This is a genomic window from Streptococcus australis, assembly GCF_015553625.1.
GTDB lineage: Bacteria > Bacillota > Bacilli > Lactobacillales > Streptococcaceae > Streptococcus > Streptococcus australis_B.
Genome location: NZ_JADNGY010000002.1, coordinates 155,691 through 172,699, shown reverse-complemented (window position 1 = coordinate 172,699; position 17,009 = coordinate 155,691). Strand labels below are relative to the sequence as shown.

The 17,009-nt window shown below is 39.7% G+C and carries 22 protein-coding genes; all 22 read left to right on the top strand.

Annotation, left to right across the window (positions count from 1 at the left end; translation table 11 throughout):
* Positions 1 to 210, top strand: a 210-nt coding sequence (locus tag I2D56_RS02315; RefSeq protein ID WP_195347891.1) for a BMC domain-containing protein, incomplete at its 5' end; no start/stop codon positions are given.
* A 28-nt stretch (positions 211 to 238) separates the two neighbouring features.
* The gene (locus I2D56_RS02310; RefSeq protein ID WP_006596190.1) at positions 239 to 520 is read left to right on the top strand and encodes a BMC domain-containing protein; all 282 of its coding nucleotides are present in this window, start codon (positions 239 to 241) and stop codon (positions 518 to 520) included.
* Between the two features lie 167 nt (positions 521 to 687).
* Positions 688 to 1,329 carry a hypothetical protein gene (locus tag I2D56_RS02305; protein WP_195347890.1) on the top strand — a complete coding sequence of 214 codons (642 nt, stop codon included), beginning with the start codon at positions 688 to 690 and terminating at the stop codon, positions 1,327 to 1,329.
* Positions 1,330 to 1,345: 16 nt separating this feature from the next.
* Positions 1,346 to 1,972, top strand: a complete 627-nt coding sequence (gene eutD, locus I2D56_RS02300; RefSeq protein WP_023023508.1) for an ethanolamine utilization phosphate acetyltransferase EutD — start codon at positions 1,346 to 1,348, stop codon at positions 1,970 to 1,972.
* A 26-nt stretch (positions 1,973 to 1,998) separates the two neighbouring features.
* Complete coding sequence (locus I2D56_RS02295) at positions 1,999 to 2,640, top strand: ethanolamine utilization protein (RefSeq protein WP_195347889.1); 642 nt, start codon at positions 1,999 to 2,001, stop codon at positions 2,638 to 2,640.
* 11 nt (positions 2,641 to 2,651) lie between these two features.
* Positions 2,652 to 2,930, top strand: coding sequence for a EutN/CcmL family microcompartment protein (locus I2D56_RS02290; RefSeq protein ID WP_003006905.1), 279 nt, complete (start codon positions 2,652 to 2,654; stop codon positions 2,928 to 2,930).
* A gap of 16 nt (positions 2,931 to 2,946) precedes the next feature.
* Entirely contained in the window at positions 2,947 to 4,041 is a 1,095-nt protein-coding gene (locus tag I2D56_RS02285; protein WP_195347888.1) for an ethanolamine utilization protein EutH, read from the top strand.
* A gap of 16 nt (positions 4,042 to 4,057) precedes the next feature.
* Positions 4,058 to 4,504: a cupin domain-containing protein gene (locus I2D56_RS02280; protein ID WP_003006908.1), complete on the top strand. Its 447-nt coding sequence runs from the start codon at positions 4,058 to 4,060 to the stop codon at positions 4,502 to 4,504.
* A 230-nt stretch (positions 4,505 to 4,734) separates the two neighbouring features.
* Positions 4,735 to 6,096: a cobyrinate a,c-diamide synthase gene (locus I2D56_RS02275; protein ID WP_195347887.1), complete on the top strand. Its 1,362-nt coding sequence runs from the start codon at positions 4,735 to 4,737 to the stop codon at positions 6,094 to 6,096.
* Positions 6,093 to 7,040: an adenosylcobinamide-phosphate synthase CbiB gene (gene cbiB, locus I2D56_RS02270; RefSeq protein WP_195347886.1), complete on the top strand. Its 948-nt coding sequence runs from the start codon at positions 6,093 to 6,095 to the stop codon at positions 7,038 to 7,040. The genes I2D56_RS02275 and cbiB overlap by 4 nt, the downstream gene beginning before the upstream one ends.
* A gap of 13 nt (positions 7,041 to 7,053) precedes the next feature.
* A complete protein-coding gene (locus I2D56_RS02265) occupies positions 7,054 to 7,746 on the top strand; it encodes a cobalt-precorrin-8 methylmutase (protein ID WP_023023500.1) in 693 nt (230 codons plus the stop codon).
* 7 nt (positions 7,747 to 7,753) lie between these two features.
* Positions 7,754 to 8,431 carry a cobalt-precorrin-8 methylmutase gene (locus I2D56_RS02260; protein ID WP_195213824.1) on the top strand — a complete coding sequence of 226 codons (678 nt, stop codon included), beginning with the start codon at positions 7,754 to 7,756 and terminating at the stop codon, positions 8,429 to 8,431.
* A 22-nt stretch (positions 8,432 to 8,453) separates the two neighbouring features.
* On the top strand, positions 8,454 to 9,578 hold the full coding sequence (cbiD, locus tag I2D56_RS02255) for a cobalt-precorrin-5B (C(1))-methyltransferase CbiD (protein ID WP_195347885.1): 1,125 nt from the start codon (positions 8,454 to 8,456) through the stop codon (positions 9,576 to 9,578).
* Positions 9,569 to 10,195 carry a cobalt-precorrin-7 (C(5))-methyltransferase gene (locus tag I2D56_RS02250; protein ID WP_023023494.1) on the top strand — a complete coding sequence of 209 codons (627 nt, stop codon included), beginning with the start codon at positions 9,569 to 9,571 and terminating at the stop codon, positions 10,193 to 10,195. Before cbiD ends, I2D56_RS02250 begins: the two co-directional genes overlap by 10 nt.
* Complete coding sequence (locus I2D56_RS02245; RefSeq protein ID WP_042507465.1) at positions 10,173 to 10,736, top strand: decarboxylating cobalt-precorrin-6B (C(15))-methyltransferase; 564 nt, start codon at positions 10,173 to 10,175, stop codon at positions 10,734 to 10,736. The genes I2D56_RS02250 and I2D56_RS02245 overlap by 23 nt, the downstream gene beginning before the upstream one ends.
* Positions 10,737 to 10,740: 4 nt before the next feature.
* Entirely contained in the window at positions 10,741 to 11,514 is a 774-nt protein-coding gene (locus tag I2D56_RS02240) for a cobalt-precorrin-4 methyltransferase (protein ID WP_023023490.1), read from the top strand.
* Entirely contained in the window at positions 11,504 to 12,562 is a 1,059-nt protein-coding gene (locus tag I2D56_RS02235; RefSeq protein WP_003006927.1) for a cobalt-precorrin 5A hydrolase, read from the top strand. The genes I2D56_RS02240 and I2D56_RS02235 overlap by 11 nt, the downstream gene beginning before the upstream one ends.
* A gap of 25 nt (positions 12,563 to 12,587) precedes the next feature.
* Positions 12,588 to 13,313, top strand: a complete 726-nt coding sequence (gene cobJ / locus I2D56_RS02230; protein WP_195347884.1) for a precorrin-3B C(17)-methyltransferase — start codon at positions 12,588 to 12,590, stop codon at positions 13,311 to 13,313.
* Entirely contained in the window at positions 13,310 to 14,071 is a 762-nt protein-coding gene (cobK, locus tag I2D56_RS02225; RefSeq protein WP_195347883.1) for a precorrin-6A reductase, read from the top strand. Before cobJ ends, cobK begins: the two co-directional genes overlap by 4 nt.
* Positions 14,068 to 15,528, top strand: a complete 1,461-nt coding sequence (gene cobA, locus I2D56_RS02220; RefSeq protein ID WP_195347882.1) for a uroporphyrinogen-III C-methyltransferase — start codon at positions 14,068 to 14,070, stop codon at positions 15,526 to 15,528. The genes cobK and cobA overlap by 4 nt, the downstream gene beginning before the upstream one ends.
* A complete protein-coding gene (locus I2D56_RS02215; RefSeq protein ID WP_195347881.1) occupies positions 15,521 to 16,288 on the top strand; it encodes a sirohydrochlorin cobaltochelatase in 768 nt (255 codons plus the stop codon). Before cobA ends, I2D56_RS02215 begins: the two co-directional genes overlap by 8 nt.
* Positions 16,289 to 16,298: 10 nt before the next feature.
* Positions 16,299 to 17,003 carry a cobalt-factor II C(20)-methyltransferase gene (locus tag I2D56_RS02210; RefSeq protein ID WP_006596210.1) on the top strand — a complete coding sequence of 235 codons (705 nt, stop codon included), beginning with the start codon at positions 16,299 to 16,301 and terminating at the stop codon, positions 17,001 to 17,003.
* The last annotated feature ends 6 nt before the right edge of the window (positions 17,004 to 17,009 follow it).

Below are 17,009 nucleotides of genomic sequence, written 5' to 3'. Positions count from 1 at the left end.
AAAGCAGCAAACGTTACATTGATCGGTAAACAACAAGTTGGTGCTGGATTGGTAACTGTAATGGTTCGCGGTGATGTAGGTGCGGTTAAAGCTGCGACAGATGCAGGTGCAGCAGCAGCTGAAAACGTAGGTGAATTGATTTCAGTTCATGTGATCCCACGTCCACACTCAGAAGTAGAAGTCATTCTACCACATCCATCAGCTGAATAATTAGATTTTATAATAGGAGGAAAAGAATATGTCAAACGCAAATGCATTAGGAATGGTTGAAACAAAAGGTTTAGTAGGTGCTATCGAAGCAGCAGATGCTATGGTAAAAGCAGCAAACGTTACATTGATCGGTAAACAACAAGTTGGTGCTGGATTGGTAACTGTAATGGTTCGCGGTGATGTAGGTGCGGTTAAAGCTGCGACAGATGCAGGTGCAGCAGCAGCTGAAAACGTAGGTGAATTAATTTCAGTACATGTCATCCCACGTCCACATTCAGAAGTAGAAGTAATCCTACCTCATAAAGAGTAGATTTTCAAAATTTCTCATGCAGGTAATCAGCAATTAATGTTTTGATAGGAATAAGCATTTTGATGTAAAGAATATTCATTCATGTTAATAGCTGAGCGAGGTTGGGAAGTTAAATCTCAACCTCGTTGTATCCCTGTAGTTAATTTGTGGTAGAAGGATGTGAATGCATGACAGTTTATACTGAATCTCGAATTAGAAAGCTAATGAAAGATGGACAGGTTAGTGAGCAAAACGTTCTCAAACTCTCGAGTGATGATAAATTGACTCCAGCAGCAAAAGGTTTCTTGCATGATCGCCATATTCAGATAGCTTATACTGATTCGAAAATAAAAACTCAAACAGAGATTAGCAAAACATTTCATAAGACTGTTTCGTCTCTAGAAGAGTCTGCTGTGTATCCACTACTTTTCAAGCTAACGAAACTATATACGTATTTTCTAAGATGCCAAAAAGAACTCCACCTTGCTTTTCTTGATGACAAAGTAGAACAATTAGGAAATCTTCTCCATATTATAGAAAAAATTGTAGGTTGTTATATTGAAGATGATATATCATACTATAATCAAAATCTTGGTACGAATGAAGAGTTACAATCTGTTCGGGTGATTAAACAGTTGGATCAAGGAAGTGTACAAGTTGATTTCAAATGTGAGAGTTGGAAACTTTCGTGTTATGAGTTATATATTGAGATTGCTAATATTCGAAAGGAATTAGCTCTTGTAGTATCCGGTACTCAGGATATTTATGCTGAGAAACTGATCGCATTATTGAAATCGATTGAAGTATTAGTATGGCTTACTTTAGAATAGAATGTGGAGAATAACAATGTCATTAGAAAATTTAATTGATAAAGTTATTGATAGGATTCAAAATGAACTTGATGGTTCGTTTGAAGTAGAAGCTAGTGGTAGACATGTCCATTTAAGTCGTAAGGAATTAGATGCACTGTTTGGAACAGGATATGAATTGACAAAGGCGAAAGACTTATCTCAACCTGGTCAGTATGCTTCAAAGGAACGATTAACGGTAGTGGGACCAAAAGGAGCCTATCATAATGTAGTTATTTTAGGTCCTGTTAGAAAAGAATCACAAGTTGAAGTATCACTTACGGACTGCTTGCAATTAGGTGTTAAAGCTCCTATTCGAGAAAGTGGTGATATCGAAGGTACTCCAGGTATTGTCTTAGTAAATGGTGATAAGTCTGTCTCTTTGGACAAAGGCTTGATTGTTGCTAAACGCCATGTTCATATGACACCTGAAGATGCTGAAAAATTGGGCGTAAAAAATCATGATATTGTAAAAGTTAAAGTTGAAGGAGCAAGACCTTTAATCTTTGATGACGTTGTGATTCGTGTGAGTCCAAAATTTGCAACTTATATGCATATCGATTACGATGAAGCCAATGCTTGTGGTTTTAGCAAAGGAATCCGTGGTCGGATTATTAAAGACTAGTATTGGTTGTTGGAGGTAGGTCAAAAATGGAGAATCTAGATAAGATCGTAGACTTGATTACAGACCGTTTAATGGATAAAATACAGGTTGAAACGCATAAGGCCTCAATATTTGTTATCGGAGCATTTGATATTCCTGAAATCGTAACGAAAGAAGGTTATCAAGTTGTGAAACAATCAAGTAGTGCTGACATCATTCTAGTAGAATCAATTGGTTTTGATGCAATGATGCGAATCGCTTCTTTGTGTCCGCTAAATGCTGATGAAGCTGTTGTCATTAAAAGTTTGTTGAAAGGAAAGAAAGTTTTGGTTCCAGTAGAATCATTTGACTTCCATCAGTTTAAACAAACCTCAAAAGCCTTATTGTTTCAAGATCTTCAAGAACAATACGAAAAACTTCTTCGATATGGTGTTCAATTCTATAAAAAAGAAGAATTGCTATCATTGCTAGAAGAATCTACTGGTGGAGAAAACAATAAACCTTTAAATGATGTGACAAAGAATGAAACTCAACCGAAATCTGTTGAAAAGGTTGGCTTATTAACTGAAAAAAAGTTAATTGAAATGAACCTATCTGATCATGATAGGATTCGGATTAAAAAAGGAATGATTGTGACCGCTCTTGCGAAAGACTATTTGAAACGTCACAATATTATAATAGAAGAATAAGGAGTAGCGAGATGTTTGTTGGGAAAGTGAAAGGAAGTCTATGGGCTACGAGAAAAGATGAAAAACTTAATGGATTAAAGTTTTTAGTGGTCGAACGACAACTGGATGACCATCAAACAGATCCTGCCTTAGTCATTGCTGCTGATTGTATTGGTGCTGGTGAAGGTGATCAAGTGTTGGTCACTACAGGAAGTTCAGCTCGTGTGAGTTTGAATAGACAGGATGTCCCAGTAGATATGGTCATAGTAGGTATCATTGATAAAGTTGAGTATCAACTGGATGATTATTGAAAGTAGGGATTAATTTATGAGTATAAATGAAATTATCATTTACATTATGGTTCTGTTTATGCTTGTCGGTGCAGTTGATAAATGTATCGGTGGGAAACTAGGATTAAGTGAAAAGTTTGAAGAAGGTATTATGGCTATGGGAGCCTTGGCTTTGTCAATGGCTGGGATCATGGTTGTAGCTCCTTTGCTTGCAGATTTATTGAAACCTGTAATTGTTCCACTTTATGGAATGGTTGGTGCGGATCCTTCTATTTTTGCGACTACCTTTATTGCGAATGATATGGGGGGAGCTCCTTTAGCCTTAAGTTTGGCACAAGATAAAGCTGTTGGTGATTTTGCAGCCTATGTTTTAGGTTCTATGATGGGACCAACAATTGTGTTTACGATACCTGTTGCTTTAGGGATTATTGAAAAATCAGATCGTCCATTCTTAGCCCGTGGTATCTTGTACGGATTGGTAACCGTACCTGTCGGATGTTTAGTTGGTGGACTTCTAGTTCCAGGTTTATCATTTGGTACTTTGTTAATCAACTTGATCCCTATCGTAATCGTCTCTGCTCTTATTTTCCTAGGTTTACTTCTTATTCCAAATGGAATGATTAAAGGTTTTGAAATCTTTGGTCAAATCATTGTTGTGATCGCAACTTTAGGTTTGGCATTTGGTGCTGCACAACTCTTGACTGGTAATAAATGGTTGCTTGAACTTTATCCAAAAGGTGCAGAAACCCTACAAGAAGCATTTGTCGTTGTTGGTTCAATCGCTGTAACCTTGGCTGGTGCATTTGGTTTAGTTGCTGTCTTTACTAAAGTAGCTAACAAACCTCTTTCAGCAATCGGTAAATCATTGGGAATGAACGAAGTAGGAGCTGCTGGTTTGGTTGCTTCTTTGGCAAACAACATTGCTATGTTCCAGATGTTAAAAGATATGGACAAACGTGGTAAGATCTTAAATATTGCCTTTGCTGTATCTGCTTCATTTGTTATCGGGGACCACTTAGGATTTACAGCTGGACAAGCTCCTAAGATGATTGTTCCAATGATGATTGGTAAGTTTGTAGGTGGGGTTACTGCCCTATTACTTGCCTACTTCTTGACTAAGAAAGAAGCCTAATCGGAGGTATTGGTAAATGGATTATAATCGTACAGATATTGAATCTTTGGTTCGCAAAATTCTTCTAGAAGAATTGGCAGGTAAAGGTTCTGCTAAACGTGTTAGTAAAGCGGGTGTAGCTTCTATTTCACTACCAAGCTTAGATGTTCGTCCTGAAGATCGTTTGGACACAGGAAATCCTGAACATCAAGTCTATACACGTGATCTTTTGACTCTTGAAGAAAGTCCTCGACTTGGCTTAGGATTGATGACAATGGACAAGACAACATTCCCTTGGCATTTAGACTATGATGAAGTTGATTATGTGATCGAAGGTCGTTTGGATGTTATCTCTGGTGATGAAGTGATGAGTGCTGGTCCGGGTGAAATCATCTTTATTCCAAAGGGAAGCGATATTCAGTTCTCTGTTAAGGATAAAGCGCGCTTTATTTATGTGACTTATCCAGCAGATTGGCAAGGATAAGACTAAACATATAAAGGAGAAAGAGCATGTTTATCATGCCCTTTTTTGTGAACGTTTTCCGAAAATTATTGACATTTACTATAATTTATATTAAAATAATATTAACTTGTCTCGATAAATTTCAAGTTAAGCACAACGAAGTGTTAAGTAAAATAATAAAGCAACGGAGCTACAAAAGATAGTCGTATTTTTTTTGGCTCCGTTTTTTTAGAGATTAAAGGAGTGTTTAGATGAAGCAGTTTATGTTGGCTGGTGTATCAAGTGGTGTTGGAAAAACAACAATTACACTGGCTGTCTTGAAAGCTTTAACAGATATGGGTTATATCGTTCAACCTTACAAAGTAGGCCCTGATTATATTGACACTTCCTACCATAGCCGTATCACGAAAAATCCATCTCGTAACCTAGATAGTTTTTTAATTCCAGAAACAGATCACTTGAATTGGTCTTATTATCGTTGGCATCATAATTCTGATGTCGCAGTGGTAGAAGGGGTGATGGGACTCTATGATGGTTTAGGAATAGATAAAGATTGTGCCTCTTCTGCCTCTGTTGCCAAACAGCTAAATCTACCTGTTGTTTTAATTATTGATGGGAAATCAACCTCGACTTCAGCGGCAGCAATTGTCCATGGCTTTTCTTCATTTGATCCAGCGGTAAATATTGTTGGTGTCATTGTCAATCGTGTGGCTTCGGAAACCCATTATCAGCTGATTAAGGGGGCGATTGAGCGCTACACTGATATAGAAGTCTTGGGTTATTTTCCAAAAAATGTTCAAGTTGAACTACCTTCAAGGCATTTGGGATTGATTCCGGATGTGGAGATGGATGATCTTGAAGAAAAGTTTGCTATTCTTGGAGAGCAGGCTAAAAAAACCATTCAGTTTGAGCGTCTATTGGAGAAGGTTGATAGAGAGTCAATTGAACTTTCTTCTCCATTCAAACTTGAGAATTCTACCCCGTTAACCATTGCTTATGCACTGGATGACGCCTTTCATTTTTATTACGAAGACAATCTGGATTTGTTAAGAAGTGCTAATGTCGAGCTCATTCCATTTAGTCCCTTAAAAGATGAACGGTTACCGGAAGCTGATGCCTATTATTTTGGTGGGGGATATCCGGAGTTGTTTGCAAAAGAATTATCTGATAATCGCTCCTTTAGAGAATCCGTTCTAGAAGCTCATCAAAAAGGAATCCCCATTTATGCTGAATGTGGAGGCTTGATGTATCTTGGAAAAAATCTTGAGATCGAAGATCATTCTTATGAAATGGTTGGGATATTTGATGGCACGAGTGTGATGACTAATGGTCTAAAACGGTTTGGTTACTGTTTTGCAACCACCAACGAAAATTCTTTATTTGGTCCGTCTGGTACGGAAGTTCGAGGTCATGAGTTCCATCATTCCATCTTCAATACTTCTGAAAAAACAGTTTTAAACCTTAGAAAAGAAAGAGACGGAGAAGTGGTTTCCAATTGGACTGGGGGCTACCAGAAAGGGAAAACTTTTGCAAGTTACCTCCATGTTCACTTTTATCAAAAGGAACAACTCCTTATGAATTGGCTTGATTATATCTTGGAGTCTAAGAAATGATAGTTATTGCAATTTTTATCGCTCTCCTTCTGGATTGGTTAATTGGAGATCCTTATTCTTGGCCCCACCCCGTTAAGCTGATTGGAAATTTTATTTATGCTTGTTTGAAACTAGAGAACCTAAAATCAAAATTTCCTTTTCTGTTTGGAATCCTTCTGTGGTTCTCCACGGTTACTTTAACAGTTTCCATTACTTATGGAATTTTGTGGGGCGCTAGTCAACTTCACCCTATTCTCTATTGGATCGCTTGGATTTATCTGGCTTACACTTGTTTGGCAACTCGTTCTCTTGCTTTTGAAGCTCTTAAGGTCTACAAAGCGGTTCAGTCTGGTTCCATTGAACAGGCTAGATATCAGGTTGGCATGATTGTGGGGAGAGAAACAAATCATCTTTCCATTCCTGAAATTTGTAATGCGACCATCGAAACGGTAGCAGAAAATGCTAGTGATGGCGTAATCGGTCCCTTATTATGCCTATTTCTTGGTGGACCAGTTTTAGCAATGGGCTACAAGGCTATTAATACGCTAGATTCAATGGTGGGCTATAAAACAGCTAAATATCGTAAGATTGGCTTTGTTTCAGCTAAGATGGATGATTTGGTCAATCTCATCCCTGCTCGTTTAACCTGGTTCTTTATGTTAGCCAGTGCTAGAATTTTGCAATTGGATTTCAGGAATGCCTTAAAAATTGGCTGGAGAGATCGCTACCAACATGCAAGTCCAAATAGTGCTTTCCCTGAATCGGTTGTTGCAGGCGCCTTAGGGATTCAACTAGGGGGAGCTCATGTTTATCATGGCGAGTTGATTTCCAAACCAACCATTGGAGACCCAGTTAGAAATGTAGAAGCAGAGGATATTTTAACCTCCATTTCTATGCTTTATATGACGACGACAGTTTCAACTTTCGTTTTGTCAATTATTTATTTTATTCTTGTAATTTATTAAAAGAGGAGTATGTATGTCCTATATTAAAAACCCTTCCTCAATTGAGGAAAAAAGTTTTCAGATCATTCAATCGGTGATCGATCAGGATCATCCTGGCTATGAATTTCATGAAGACATGGAAGAGGCTATTATTAAACGCGCCATTCATACCACAGGTGATTTTGACTATCTCTATACCATGAAATTTATCAATCATGTCAATGAGCGAATTGTTGACGTGATTCAGAATAAAGGGACCATCATTGTTGATTCCAGCATTTCTTTAAATGGGATCAATAAACGCGTATTGGACCAAATGGGTGTTTCCTACCGTTGCCTCATTAATGATGAAGATGTCATCCAACTTGCTAAGGAAAAAAACATTACTCGAGCAATGGCTGCTGTTGAAAAAGCAACAGAGATCGAAGGACCTAAAGTATTTGCTTTTGGTGGAGCTCCGACTGCTTTGTTCCATCTCCTTGATTTGATCAAAGAGAAAAAAGTTGAGGTAGATGCGATTATCGGTGTACCTGTTGGATTTATTAATGTCATAGAGTCTAAGGAAGCTTTATTAGAGACCGACTTGCCTGCCATGGTCAATGAAGGACGTAAAGGGGGAAGCACCCTTGTCGTGGCCATTATTAATGCGATTATCTATCAAATGCAAACAATCGTAACAGAAGACTATGTTCGTTATTCAACAGCTTTAAATGATAAAAAAGGATAGGGTATTTATGAACTATATAAAAGTATCAAATCAGATTGAAGAAGCTAGTTTTAAAAAGATTCAAGAAATTATTGATCAAGAACACCCAGATATTGTTTTTGATAATCCATTTCATGAAGCGGTTTGGAAACGCGTTGTTTTTGCGAGTGCGGATTTCGATTACCTCTACAATATCAAATTTTCAAATGATGCCATCGACCATATTTTGGATGTTATCAAAAATAAGGGGACCATTTTTACAGATACGACCATGGTTCTAGGTGGATTTAATAAAAGAATCTTGGATGAACTAGGGGTGGCCTACAGATGCTTGGTCAATGAACCAGCAATCTTTGAAGAAGCTAAGGCAAAAGGGATCACTCGTTCTATGGCAGCGGTAGAACATGCGGCCAATGAGTTGGGTCCTAAGTTGTTTGTATTCGGAAACGCCCCAACTTCTATCTTTAAAGTCTTGGATATGGTAGAAGAAGGAACATTAGTCCCTGATGCTGTTATTGGTGTTCCGGTTGGCTTTGTCGGTGCGGCTGAATCAAAACAAAAACTCCATGAAAGCCCAATTCCTTCTATTGTTGCATTGGGAAGTAAGGGTGGAAGTACGATTGCAGCAGCAGTAGTAAATGCTATTCTGTACCAGTACAAACAAGAAATGGATGATTACCAACGCTTCGTAGTCCCAAATAATTAAGTAGTGAAGGAAATGGAACTATATGGATCATTACGCATATGTCAATGGAAAAAAACTAAGAAAAGGTTTCACTACTGGAACCTGTGCGACCGCTGCGACAGCTGCAGCGATTAGTATGATTTTGAATCAAGATATCGAAGAAAAAGTTACAGTTTCTACGGCGAATGGTGTCGAAGTAACAATGGATATCAAAGATCCTTCTTTTGGTGAACTTACTGCCAGTGCCGCTGTCGAAAAGGATGGTGGTGATGATGCAGATGCGACGCACGGACTCCTGATTTATTCGACAGTGACTCTCTTGCCGGATTCAAACGACATTGAGATCGATGGAGGAGAAGGTGTGGGGCGCGTCACACAAAAAGGACTGAAATGTGATGTTGGAATGGCAGCGATCAACCCAACTCCTCGGGCGATGATTGAAAAAACAGCCCGACAATTACTTGGTCCAAACTGCGGTGCAAAAATTATAATTTCGGTACCGGGTGGAGAAGAAACAGCCAAGTTGACCTATAATTCACGCTTAGGAATTGTAGGAGGGATCTCCATTTTGGGGACGACAGGAATTGTTAATCCCATGTCAGAAGAGAGTTGGAAGGCGTCCATTACGATTGAATTAACCATGCTGTACAATCAAGGCTATCGATCGGTTGTGTTAGCTCCCGGAAATTACGGCGAGGACTTTGCGACCAATGTGCTGGGGATTCCACCTCATCGAATTGTGAATATGAGTAACTTTGTTGGTCATGTCCTAAAAGAAGTCCAGCGGATCGGCTTTACTCGGGTCCTGATGGTTGGTCATATGGGTAAATTTGTCAAGGTGGCTGGTGGGATTTTCTCAACTCATAGTAAAGACTCAGATGCGCGAATGGAAATCATTATGGCCAATCTCGCCTTGTTGGGTGCTCCAGTTGAACTTCTTGAGAAAGTGGATCAGTGCATTACAACAGATGCAGCGGGAACTTTAATTGAGGAGTATCACTACGAAGAAGTTTATCAAGTGCTAGTGGACAAGATGAAATTCCGATCGGAGCGGTTGCTGCGAAATCGGAAGCCGGAAGTCAGTATTGATGTAGTAACCTTTGGGACAGAAGCTGGCTATCTAGCTTCAACTCAAACATTAGAAGAAATAGCGGAGGAATGGACGTGATCTATGTAATTGGAATAGGGCCAGGAGCCCCTTCCTATGGACTTTTAGGAAGTGAAGAAATATATAAGAAGGCAGATTATATTCTTGGAAGTGAGCGACATTTAGAAATCCTTCCAGCTGCCTATCAAGAAAAAGGGATTGTACCACCAAAGAAACTGGCTGAGTTAGCTCAACTAATAGAGTCTTATCCAGAAGATTCAACCATCCTCTATCTAGCATCAGGCGATCCCCTGATCTATGGTTTGGGAAAATGGTTGTCTGAGAAATTTAAAGGGCGCGTGGTGGTTCAACCAGGAATTTCTTCCTTCCAGTACCTCGCAAGCAAAGTCTTTCTCCCTATGAATGATGCCTACTTAACAAGTAGTCATGCAAAAATTCCTGATTTTGATTTCTTGCTTTCTCTACCCAAGGTATTTATGGTGACGGATAAGAAAATTGGTCCCTATGAAATAGCCCAAGAAGCGATGAAACGGGGATTGAAAAAAGTCTTAGTCATTGGTGAAAATCTTAGCTATGAAGATGAAAAAATTGAAATTTTAGCAGAAGATCAAGTAATCGATCGTCAATATGAAATGAATGTGGTGGTAATACTAAATGAAGGATTCGGCATTTATTAGAGCAAAGGTTCCCATGACCAAAGAAGAAGTCAGAGCAATCAGTATTGATAAATTAGACTTACATAAGGCTAAGAGAATGTTGGATGTTGGCTCTGGTACGGGCAGTGTAACGATTCAAGCAGCCGTTTCCTTTCCAAATTTGGAAGTCGTTGCCATTGAACAAAATGAGGACGCTGTTGCCTTGACACAGGAGAATATTGAATACTTTGGGTGTCAGAATATTACTCTGATAAAGGGCAAAGCTCCTGTTGAGCTTGAAGGCCAATTTGATGCTATTTTTGTCGGTGGAACCGGTGGTAACATGGCAGAAATCTTTGAGTGGTGTGAAGATCTGTTAGTTCCAGGTGGCCGCTTTGTTTTAAACTTTATCCTCTTGGAAAATGCAATGGAAGCAATTCAACTTGCTGAAGAGCTGGAATGGCAAGACTTAGACGTCGTATCCATCCAAGCGAGCAGATGGTCTGCCTTAGGAAAAGGGCATTATTTCAAACAGCAAAACCCAACGATTATTGTTTCAGCGGTAAAACCAGAAAGGAAATAAAGGTATGTCAATTGTACATTTTGTAGGTGCAGGACCTGGTGATGTGGAACTCATTACCCTAAAAGGTTATCGAAAATTATCCCAAGCGGACGTGGTCATTTATGCGGGTTCACTCGTGAATCCTGATCTCCTTCAATATTGTAAGGAAGGTGCTGAGATTCATGATAGCGCGTCTATGCATTTGATGGAAATTATCGATGTCATGGAGGAAGCAGTTAAAGCTGGAAAAGATGTCGTTCGCTTACAAACAGGAGATTTCTCTATCTATGGTTCCATTCGTGAGCAAACAGAAGAGATGAAGAAGAGAGGAATTGAATTTGACTGTATTCCTGGAGTGAGCTCTTTCCTAGGAGCTGCCTCAAGTATCGGAACAGAATATACAGTCCCTGAAGTTTCTCAGAGTGTGATTATCACTCGTATGGCTGGACGGACCCCTGTTCCTGACCGGGAATCACTCCGAAGTTATGCTCAACACAGAACCTCGATGGCCATTTTCTTATCTGTACAGGGTATTGAAAAAGTGGTGGCTGAATTGGTCGAGGGTGGCTATCCAAAAGAAACCCCTGTCGCTGTGATTTATAAGGCAACTTGGCCAGATGAACGCAAAGTCTTTGGGACATTGGAGACCATTGCTGAGAAGGTCAAAGAAGCTAAAATTAGAAAAACTGCCTTGATTTTAGTTGGAGATTTCTTGGGTGAAGAGTTTTACTACTCTAAGCTCTATCACAAAGATTTTCACCATGAATTCCGTAAAGGATTGAGTTCGCATGCTAAATGATTCCCCTCGTTATGCCATTGTGGCGGTTACCAACAATGCAAAAAATCTAGGACTAGAGCTCAAGGAAAAACTTGGGATTGATTGTCCGGTCTATACCACTGTGAAAATCGCTGACTCACGAACGGTACCGATTGAAGGGCGTGTCATTGAAGGACTTCGGACGGTATTCCAAGAGGTCGATGTCTTAATTTGTATCATGGCGATTGGTGCGGTTGTCAGAGGCATTGCCCCAGTTATTAAAGATAAAACAACTGACCCTGCTGTGATCGTTATGGATGAAAAAGCCAATCATGTGATTAGTTTGTTAAGTGGTCACTTAGGTGGGGCCAATCAGGTTACACTTAAAATTGCTGAATTATTAGATTCAAATCCAGTAATCACGACCGCAACAGATACACAAAATGTTGTAGCGCTAGATAATATTGCTAAAGAAGTAAATGGGTGGCGGGAAGAATTGCGCCACTTAGTAAAAGTATTTAATTCTTATCTAGCGAATAAGGACTGTGTCTATTTTTATCAAGAAAAGCCTTGGGTATCTGACCTGAGAGGTTTAACAGTAATTGAAGAAAATCAGATTCAGGAAGTCCTTGCTAATAAGAGCCCATTTATTTGGTTGACCTCTCAAGCAGTTGAGGTTGACGAAGAAGTGGTCGCCCTGATTCATCCAAAACCCTATGTTTTAGGAGTTGGGGCAAAGAAGGATCTTCCACCTTCCACATTTATGGAATCTTTTCATGCATTTTGTGAACAAGAGGGAATCTCCGGTTCAGAAATCGCAAAAATTGCTAGTATTGATGTCAAAAAAAATGAACAGGCGATACTAGAATTAGCCCAACACCTTGACTGTCCTTTCCAAACCTACTCCAAGGAGGAACTGCTAGTGGTGGCGGATAAATATCCGCAATCGGAATTTGTTAAGAAGACTGTTGGGGTTGGAAGTGTTGCGCTTGCTAGCGCTGATCTTGCAAGTAAAGGAAATGTGCTAACCCAACGGTTCGCACAAAATGGTGCAACATTTGCACTTGGTAAATTAGTTAACAATTATTAAATATTAAAAACAAGGAGAAATAAATATGTTATACGTTATTGGACTTGGCCCAGGTAAAGAAGAATTGATGTCTCAAGAGGCATTGCAAGCAATCAAAGATTGTGAAATTATTGTAGGGTATTCTACCTACATGCGTTTGATCAAAGATCTTGTAAAAGATAAAGAAATGGTTGCGACTGGGATGCGTCATGAAATTGAACGCTGTCAAAAAGCCATTGATCTAGCTCACGAAACTGGAAAAAATGTTGGGGTTGTTTCGAGTGGGGATGCCGGTGTCTATGGGATGGCTGGTTTGATCCTCGAGTTATTAGAAGAAAACGATACGCTTGAAGTGAAGGTTGTACCAGGAATTACAGCAAGCCTTGGAGCAGCTGCAGTGATGGGAGCACCTCTCATGAACGACTTCTGTCATATTTCACTTAGTGACTTGATGACTCCATGGGAAATGATTGAAAAACGTCTTCATGCAGCAGCACAAGGTGACTTTGTTGTTTGTCTGTACAATCCAAGAAGTAAAGGTCGTCCAGAGCACTTAGCAAGAGCGCTTGAAATTATGTCTCAATTCAAAGCCAAAGATACGATTGTCGGTATCGGTAAGGATATCGGACGTAAGGAAGAACAAATTGTGCTTACTACGATTGAAGACTTGGATGAAACTCTTGTAGACATGACTACAATTGTCATTGTTGGAAACAAAGAGACTTATGTGAAAAATGGACGCATGATCACACCTCGAGGATATACACTATGATGAAACTACTTTTCGGTGGAACAGCTGAAAGTACAGAGATTCTTGAATTCCTCTCGCAACAGAATATCCCGGTGACTACCTCTGTTGTGTCGGATTATGGCCGCCATTTAGCTTCTAAATTTGGGCAGAACGTGGTCCAAGGAAGAATGTCCGCTGACCAAATGGTTGCTTTCATCAAAGAGAATGACGTTGATGAAATTATTGATGCTTCCCATCCCTTTGCGGATATTGTCTCTCAAGAAGCGATGAAAGCAGCGAATCAGGCTGGAATTCCATATGTGCGCTTTGAAAGACAAGCTACCATCGACTTATCGGGTGCTACCGTTGTTCATTCGACAGAAGAAGCCATTGCATACATCAAAGAGAAAGAATATAAAACAGTCTATTTAGGAACTGGAAGCAAAACCTTGCCACTTTTTGTTCATGGTTTACCAGAGTCGCGTATTGTGGTTCGTGTTCTTCCGACTTCAGAAGTTCTAAAAGGTTGTGAAGAGTTGGGACTTGTTCCGGATCAAATTGATGCGATTAAGGCTCCTTTCTCTAAAGAGTGCAACAAAGAATTGCTGGCTCGCTCGAAAGCAGAAGTATTTGTTTCCAAAGAAAGTGGAAGTATTGGTGGGATTCGAGAAAAAATCGAAGGATGTCAAGAACTTGGAATGGATTGTGTGATTATTTCACGACCTATTGTCAACTATCCTAAAGTAGTGTCAACTATTGAGGAATTGGAGACCCATTTAAAGAAAGAGGTGAATGGATGAGTGGTTTTGTAAGTTTAGTAGGTGCGGGTCCAGGGGATGAAGAATTAATCTCTATTAAAGGAGCACGGAGACTTGAAGAAGCGGAAGTGCTTATCTATGACCGCTTAGTAAATCCTATGCTTCTGTCCTACACAAAAGCGAACTGTGAAAAGATCTATGTTGGTAAGATTCCTAATCAACCTTGTGTTTCTCAAGAAAAAATTGAAGAAGTCTTGGTTGCAAAAGCCAAAGAAGGGAAAAAAGTTGTTCGCCTAAAAAGTGGCGATCCCTATATTTTTGGCCGAGGAGGAGAGGAAGCTCAAACTCTTATCCAAGAAGGGATTCCCTTTGAAGTTGTACCAGGAATTACCTCTTCTATAGCAGGCCTTGCCTATGCAGGCATTCCCATGACCTTTAGAAATGTCGCGACTAGCTTTCATGTCTTTACTGGGCATCTACAAGATGCCAGTGAAGCACTGAATTGGGATGCGATTTCCCACTTAAAAGGAACTCTAGTCTTCCTTATGGGAATGAAAAACTTGCAAACTATTTGTGAGGAATTGTTGGTTCGTGGTTACGATAAGGAAACTCCAGTAGCGATTATCGAATGGGCTACTCACCCTCAACAACGTTCCATTGATGGAAAATTAGAGACCATTGTTGAACTGGCTGAAAAACACCAGATGAAAGCACCAAGTTTGATTGTGATTGGGGACGTTGTTGCTTTTCGTGAGGAATTAAACTACCATGAAAATCTGCCTTTGTTCGGTCGAACCCTCTTGGTGCAAGAAACACCTAATGCCAAACTTCCTAAACTATTGAGGGATGCTGGGGCGACAGTGTATGCATTCCATTCTCCAAGTAAATTGCTTGCAAAAGAACTGCAACTTCCTCAACTTTCTAATATCGACGGTTTAGTAGTGACAGACCCAAGCTCTTGGAACTTCTTTGTTGCTTATTTGCAACAAAAAGATCTGGATATTCGGACTCTCAGCCATCTGAAGATTGTAGCAAGTGGTCATCATACCATCAAGACCATTAAAGAAGCAGGTATTCGCCTGTATGATCAAATCAATGATTTCGCAGAAGAGAATTTTGTGAAACGGATGAGGGAGCAAGAAGGAAACTGGATCATTCTCACTTCTGATATTAAGGAAAAAGCAGTAGCAGAAGTTTTAAGCTTCCCAATCCACACCACTCATTCTGTGGCCTTTGAAAGTGAATCTTTCACTTATCATGCAGAGGATATTCAGCTGATTTGTTTACCAAACTCTGCTGCAGCCTACCACTTTATTTTGATGGCGGAGAAAACCCAAGAGAATTGGAAAGAGAAACCAATTGTCATAATGGGAGACAATACCAGATCTGTATTGGAAAAAGCTGGCTATCATCAATTGATTGAAACAGAAGAAAGAACCTTAAAATCGGTTTGTAAAGCTTGCCAAACTTTTTTTAGAAGGGAAAGTGAAAATGAGTAAAGCAATTATTGTCGTCAGTTTTGGAACCACCTATCCTGAAACACGAAAGAAAACCATTCAAGCCTGTGAAGAAACGATCCAACAGCGGTTCCCAGATTTTCAGGTCCACCGTGCCTTCACTTCGAATGTTGTCATTAAGCGCATTAAAGAAAATGAAGGAATCTCAGTTCCAACTGTGAACCAATTATTGGAACAATTGAAAAAGGATGGTGTCAAGGAAGTTTATATTCAACCACTCCACATTATCTTGGGAAGTGAATATGAAAAAGTGGTTCACCAAGCCAACCAGTTTAAAGAAGATTTTGAACTTCTAAAAATCGGGAAACCTCTTCTTTTTAGTGAAGAAGATTATGAAAATGTTGCAAATATTCTTGTAAAAGAATACAATAATAATAATGTAGATGAAGCAACCATCCTTATGGGACATGGTAGTCAGCATTATGCCTTTACTGCCTATGCTGCTTTAGACCATATGCTGACGGATGAAGCTGTCTATATCGGTTGTGTCGAGTCTTATCCTCCGGTAGAGTTACTTGAAAAACGTCTGGAAGCTAAAGGCGTTAAAAAAGTTCATCTTGCTCCCTTTATGTTAGTGGCTGGGGATCATGCTACCAATGATTTGTGTTCGGATGAAGAAGGATCATGGAAGCACTTCTTTACAGAAAAAGGATACCAAGTAGAGACACACTTGATTGGACTTGGTGAATACCCAAGTGTTCAAGAACTCTATGTTCAACACCTAGAAAAAATTATTCAATAGGAGGTCAAAAATGGCAACATTTTACGGTATTGGGATTGGTCCAGGAGACAGTGAGCTCGTAACCGTTAAAGCTAAAAATATTTTGGAAACCTTGGATATTTTATACACTCCAGAAGCCAAACGCGGCTCCAAGAGTGTGGCATTGACGATTGCGAGTCCCTATGTCAGCGATCAACTTGAGATTAAACAACGCCATTTTCCAATGGTTCGTTCGCTAGAAAAGAAAGAACCTCAATGGGAACAAATTGCTGCTGAAATTGTAGAAGATGTAAAGGCTGGGAAGAATGTTGGCTTTATCACATTAGGGGATCCGATGGTCTATAGTACCTATAGTTACCTCTTGAGACTAATTGGGAATAGCATTGATACCCAAACCATTCCTGGGATTACCTCATTTGGTAGCATGGCTTCTGTTTTGGGCCAACCGTTGACCATGGATGAAGAGTCCTTTGCAGTTGTTCCTGCTACAGCAGATGCGGATAAGATTGACCAAGCACTGGCGATTCATGATACAGTTGTGATTATGAAAGTGGCCAATCATTTGGATGTGATTCTTCCCTTGTTGGAGAAGTACGACCTGATTGAAAAAACATTTTTAGTCAGTCATGCCTCTACTGAAAAGCAAAGGATTTTGTACGGAGTATCGGACTTAACAGTCGATGATAGATTGGATTATTTTACAACGTTATTAGTAAAAAAAAGCCCCTTGGGGTAAGAAAAG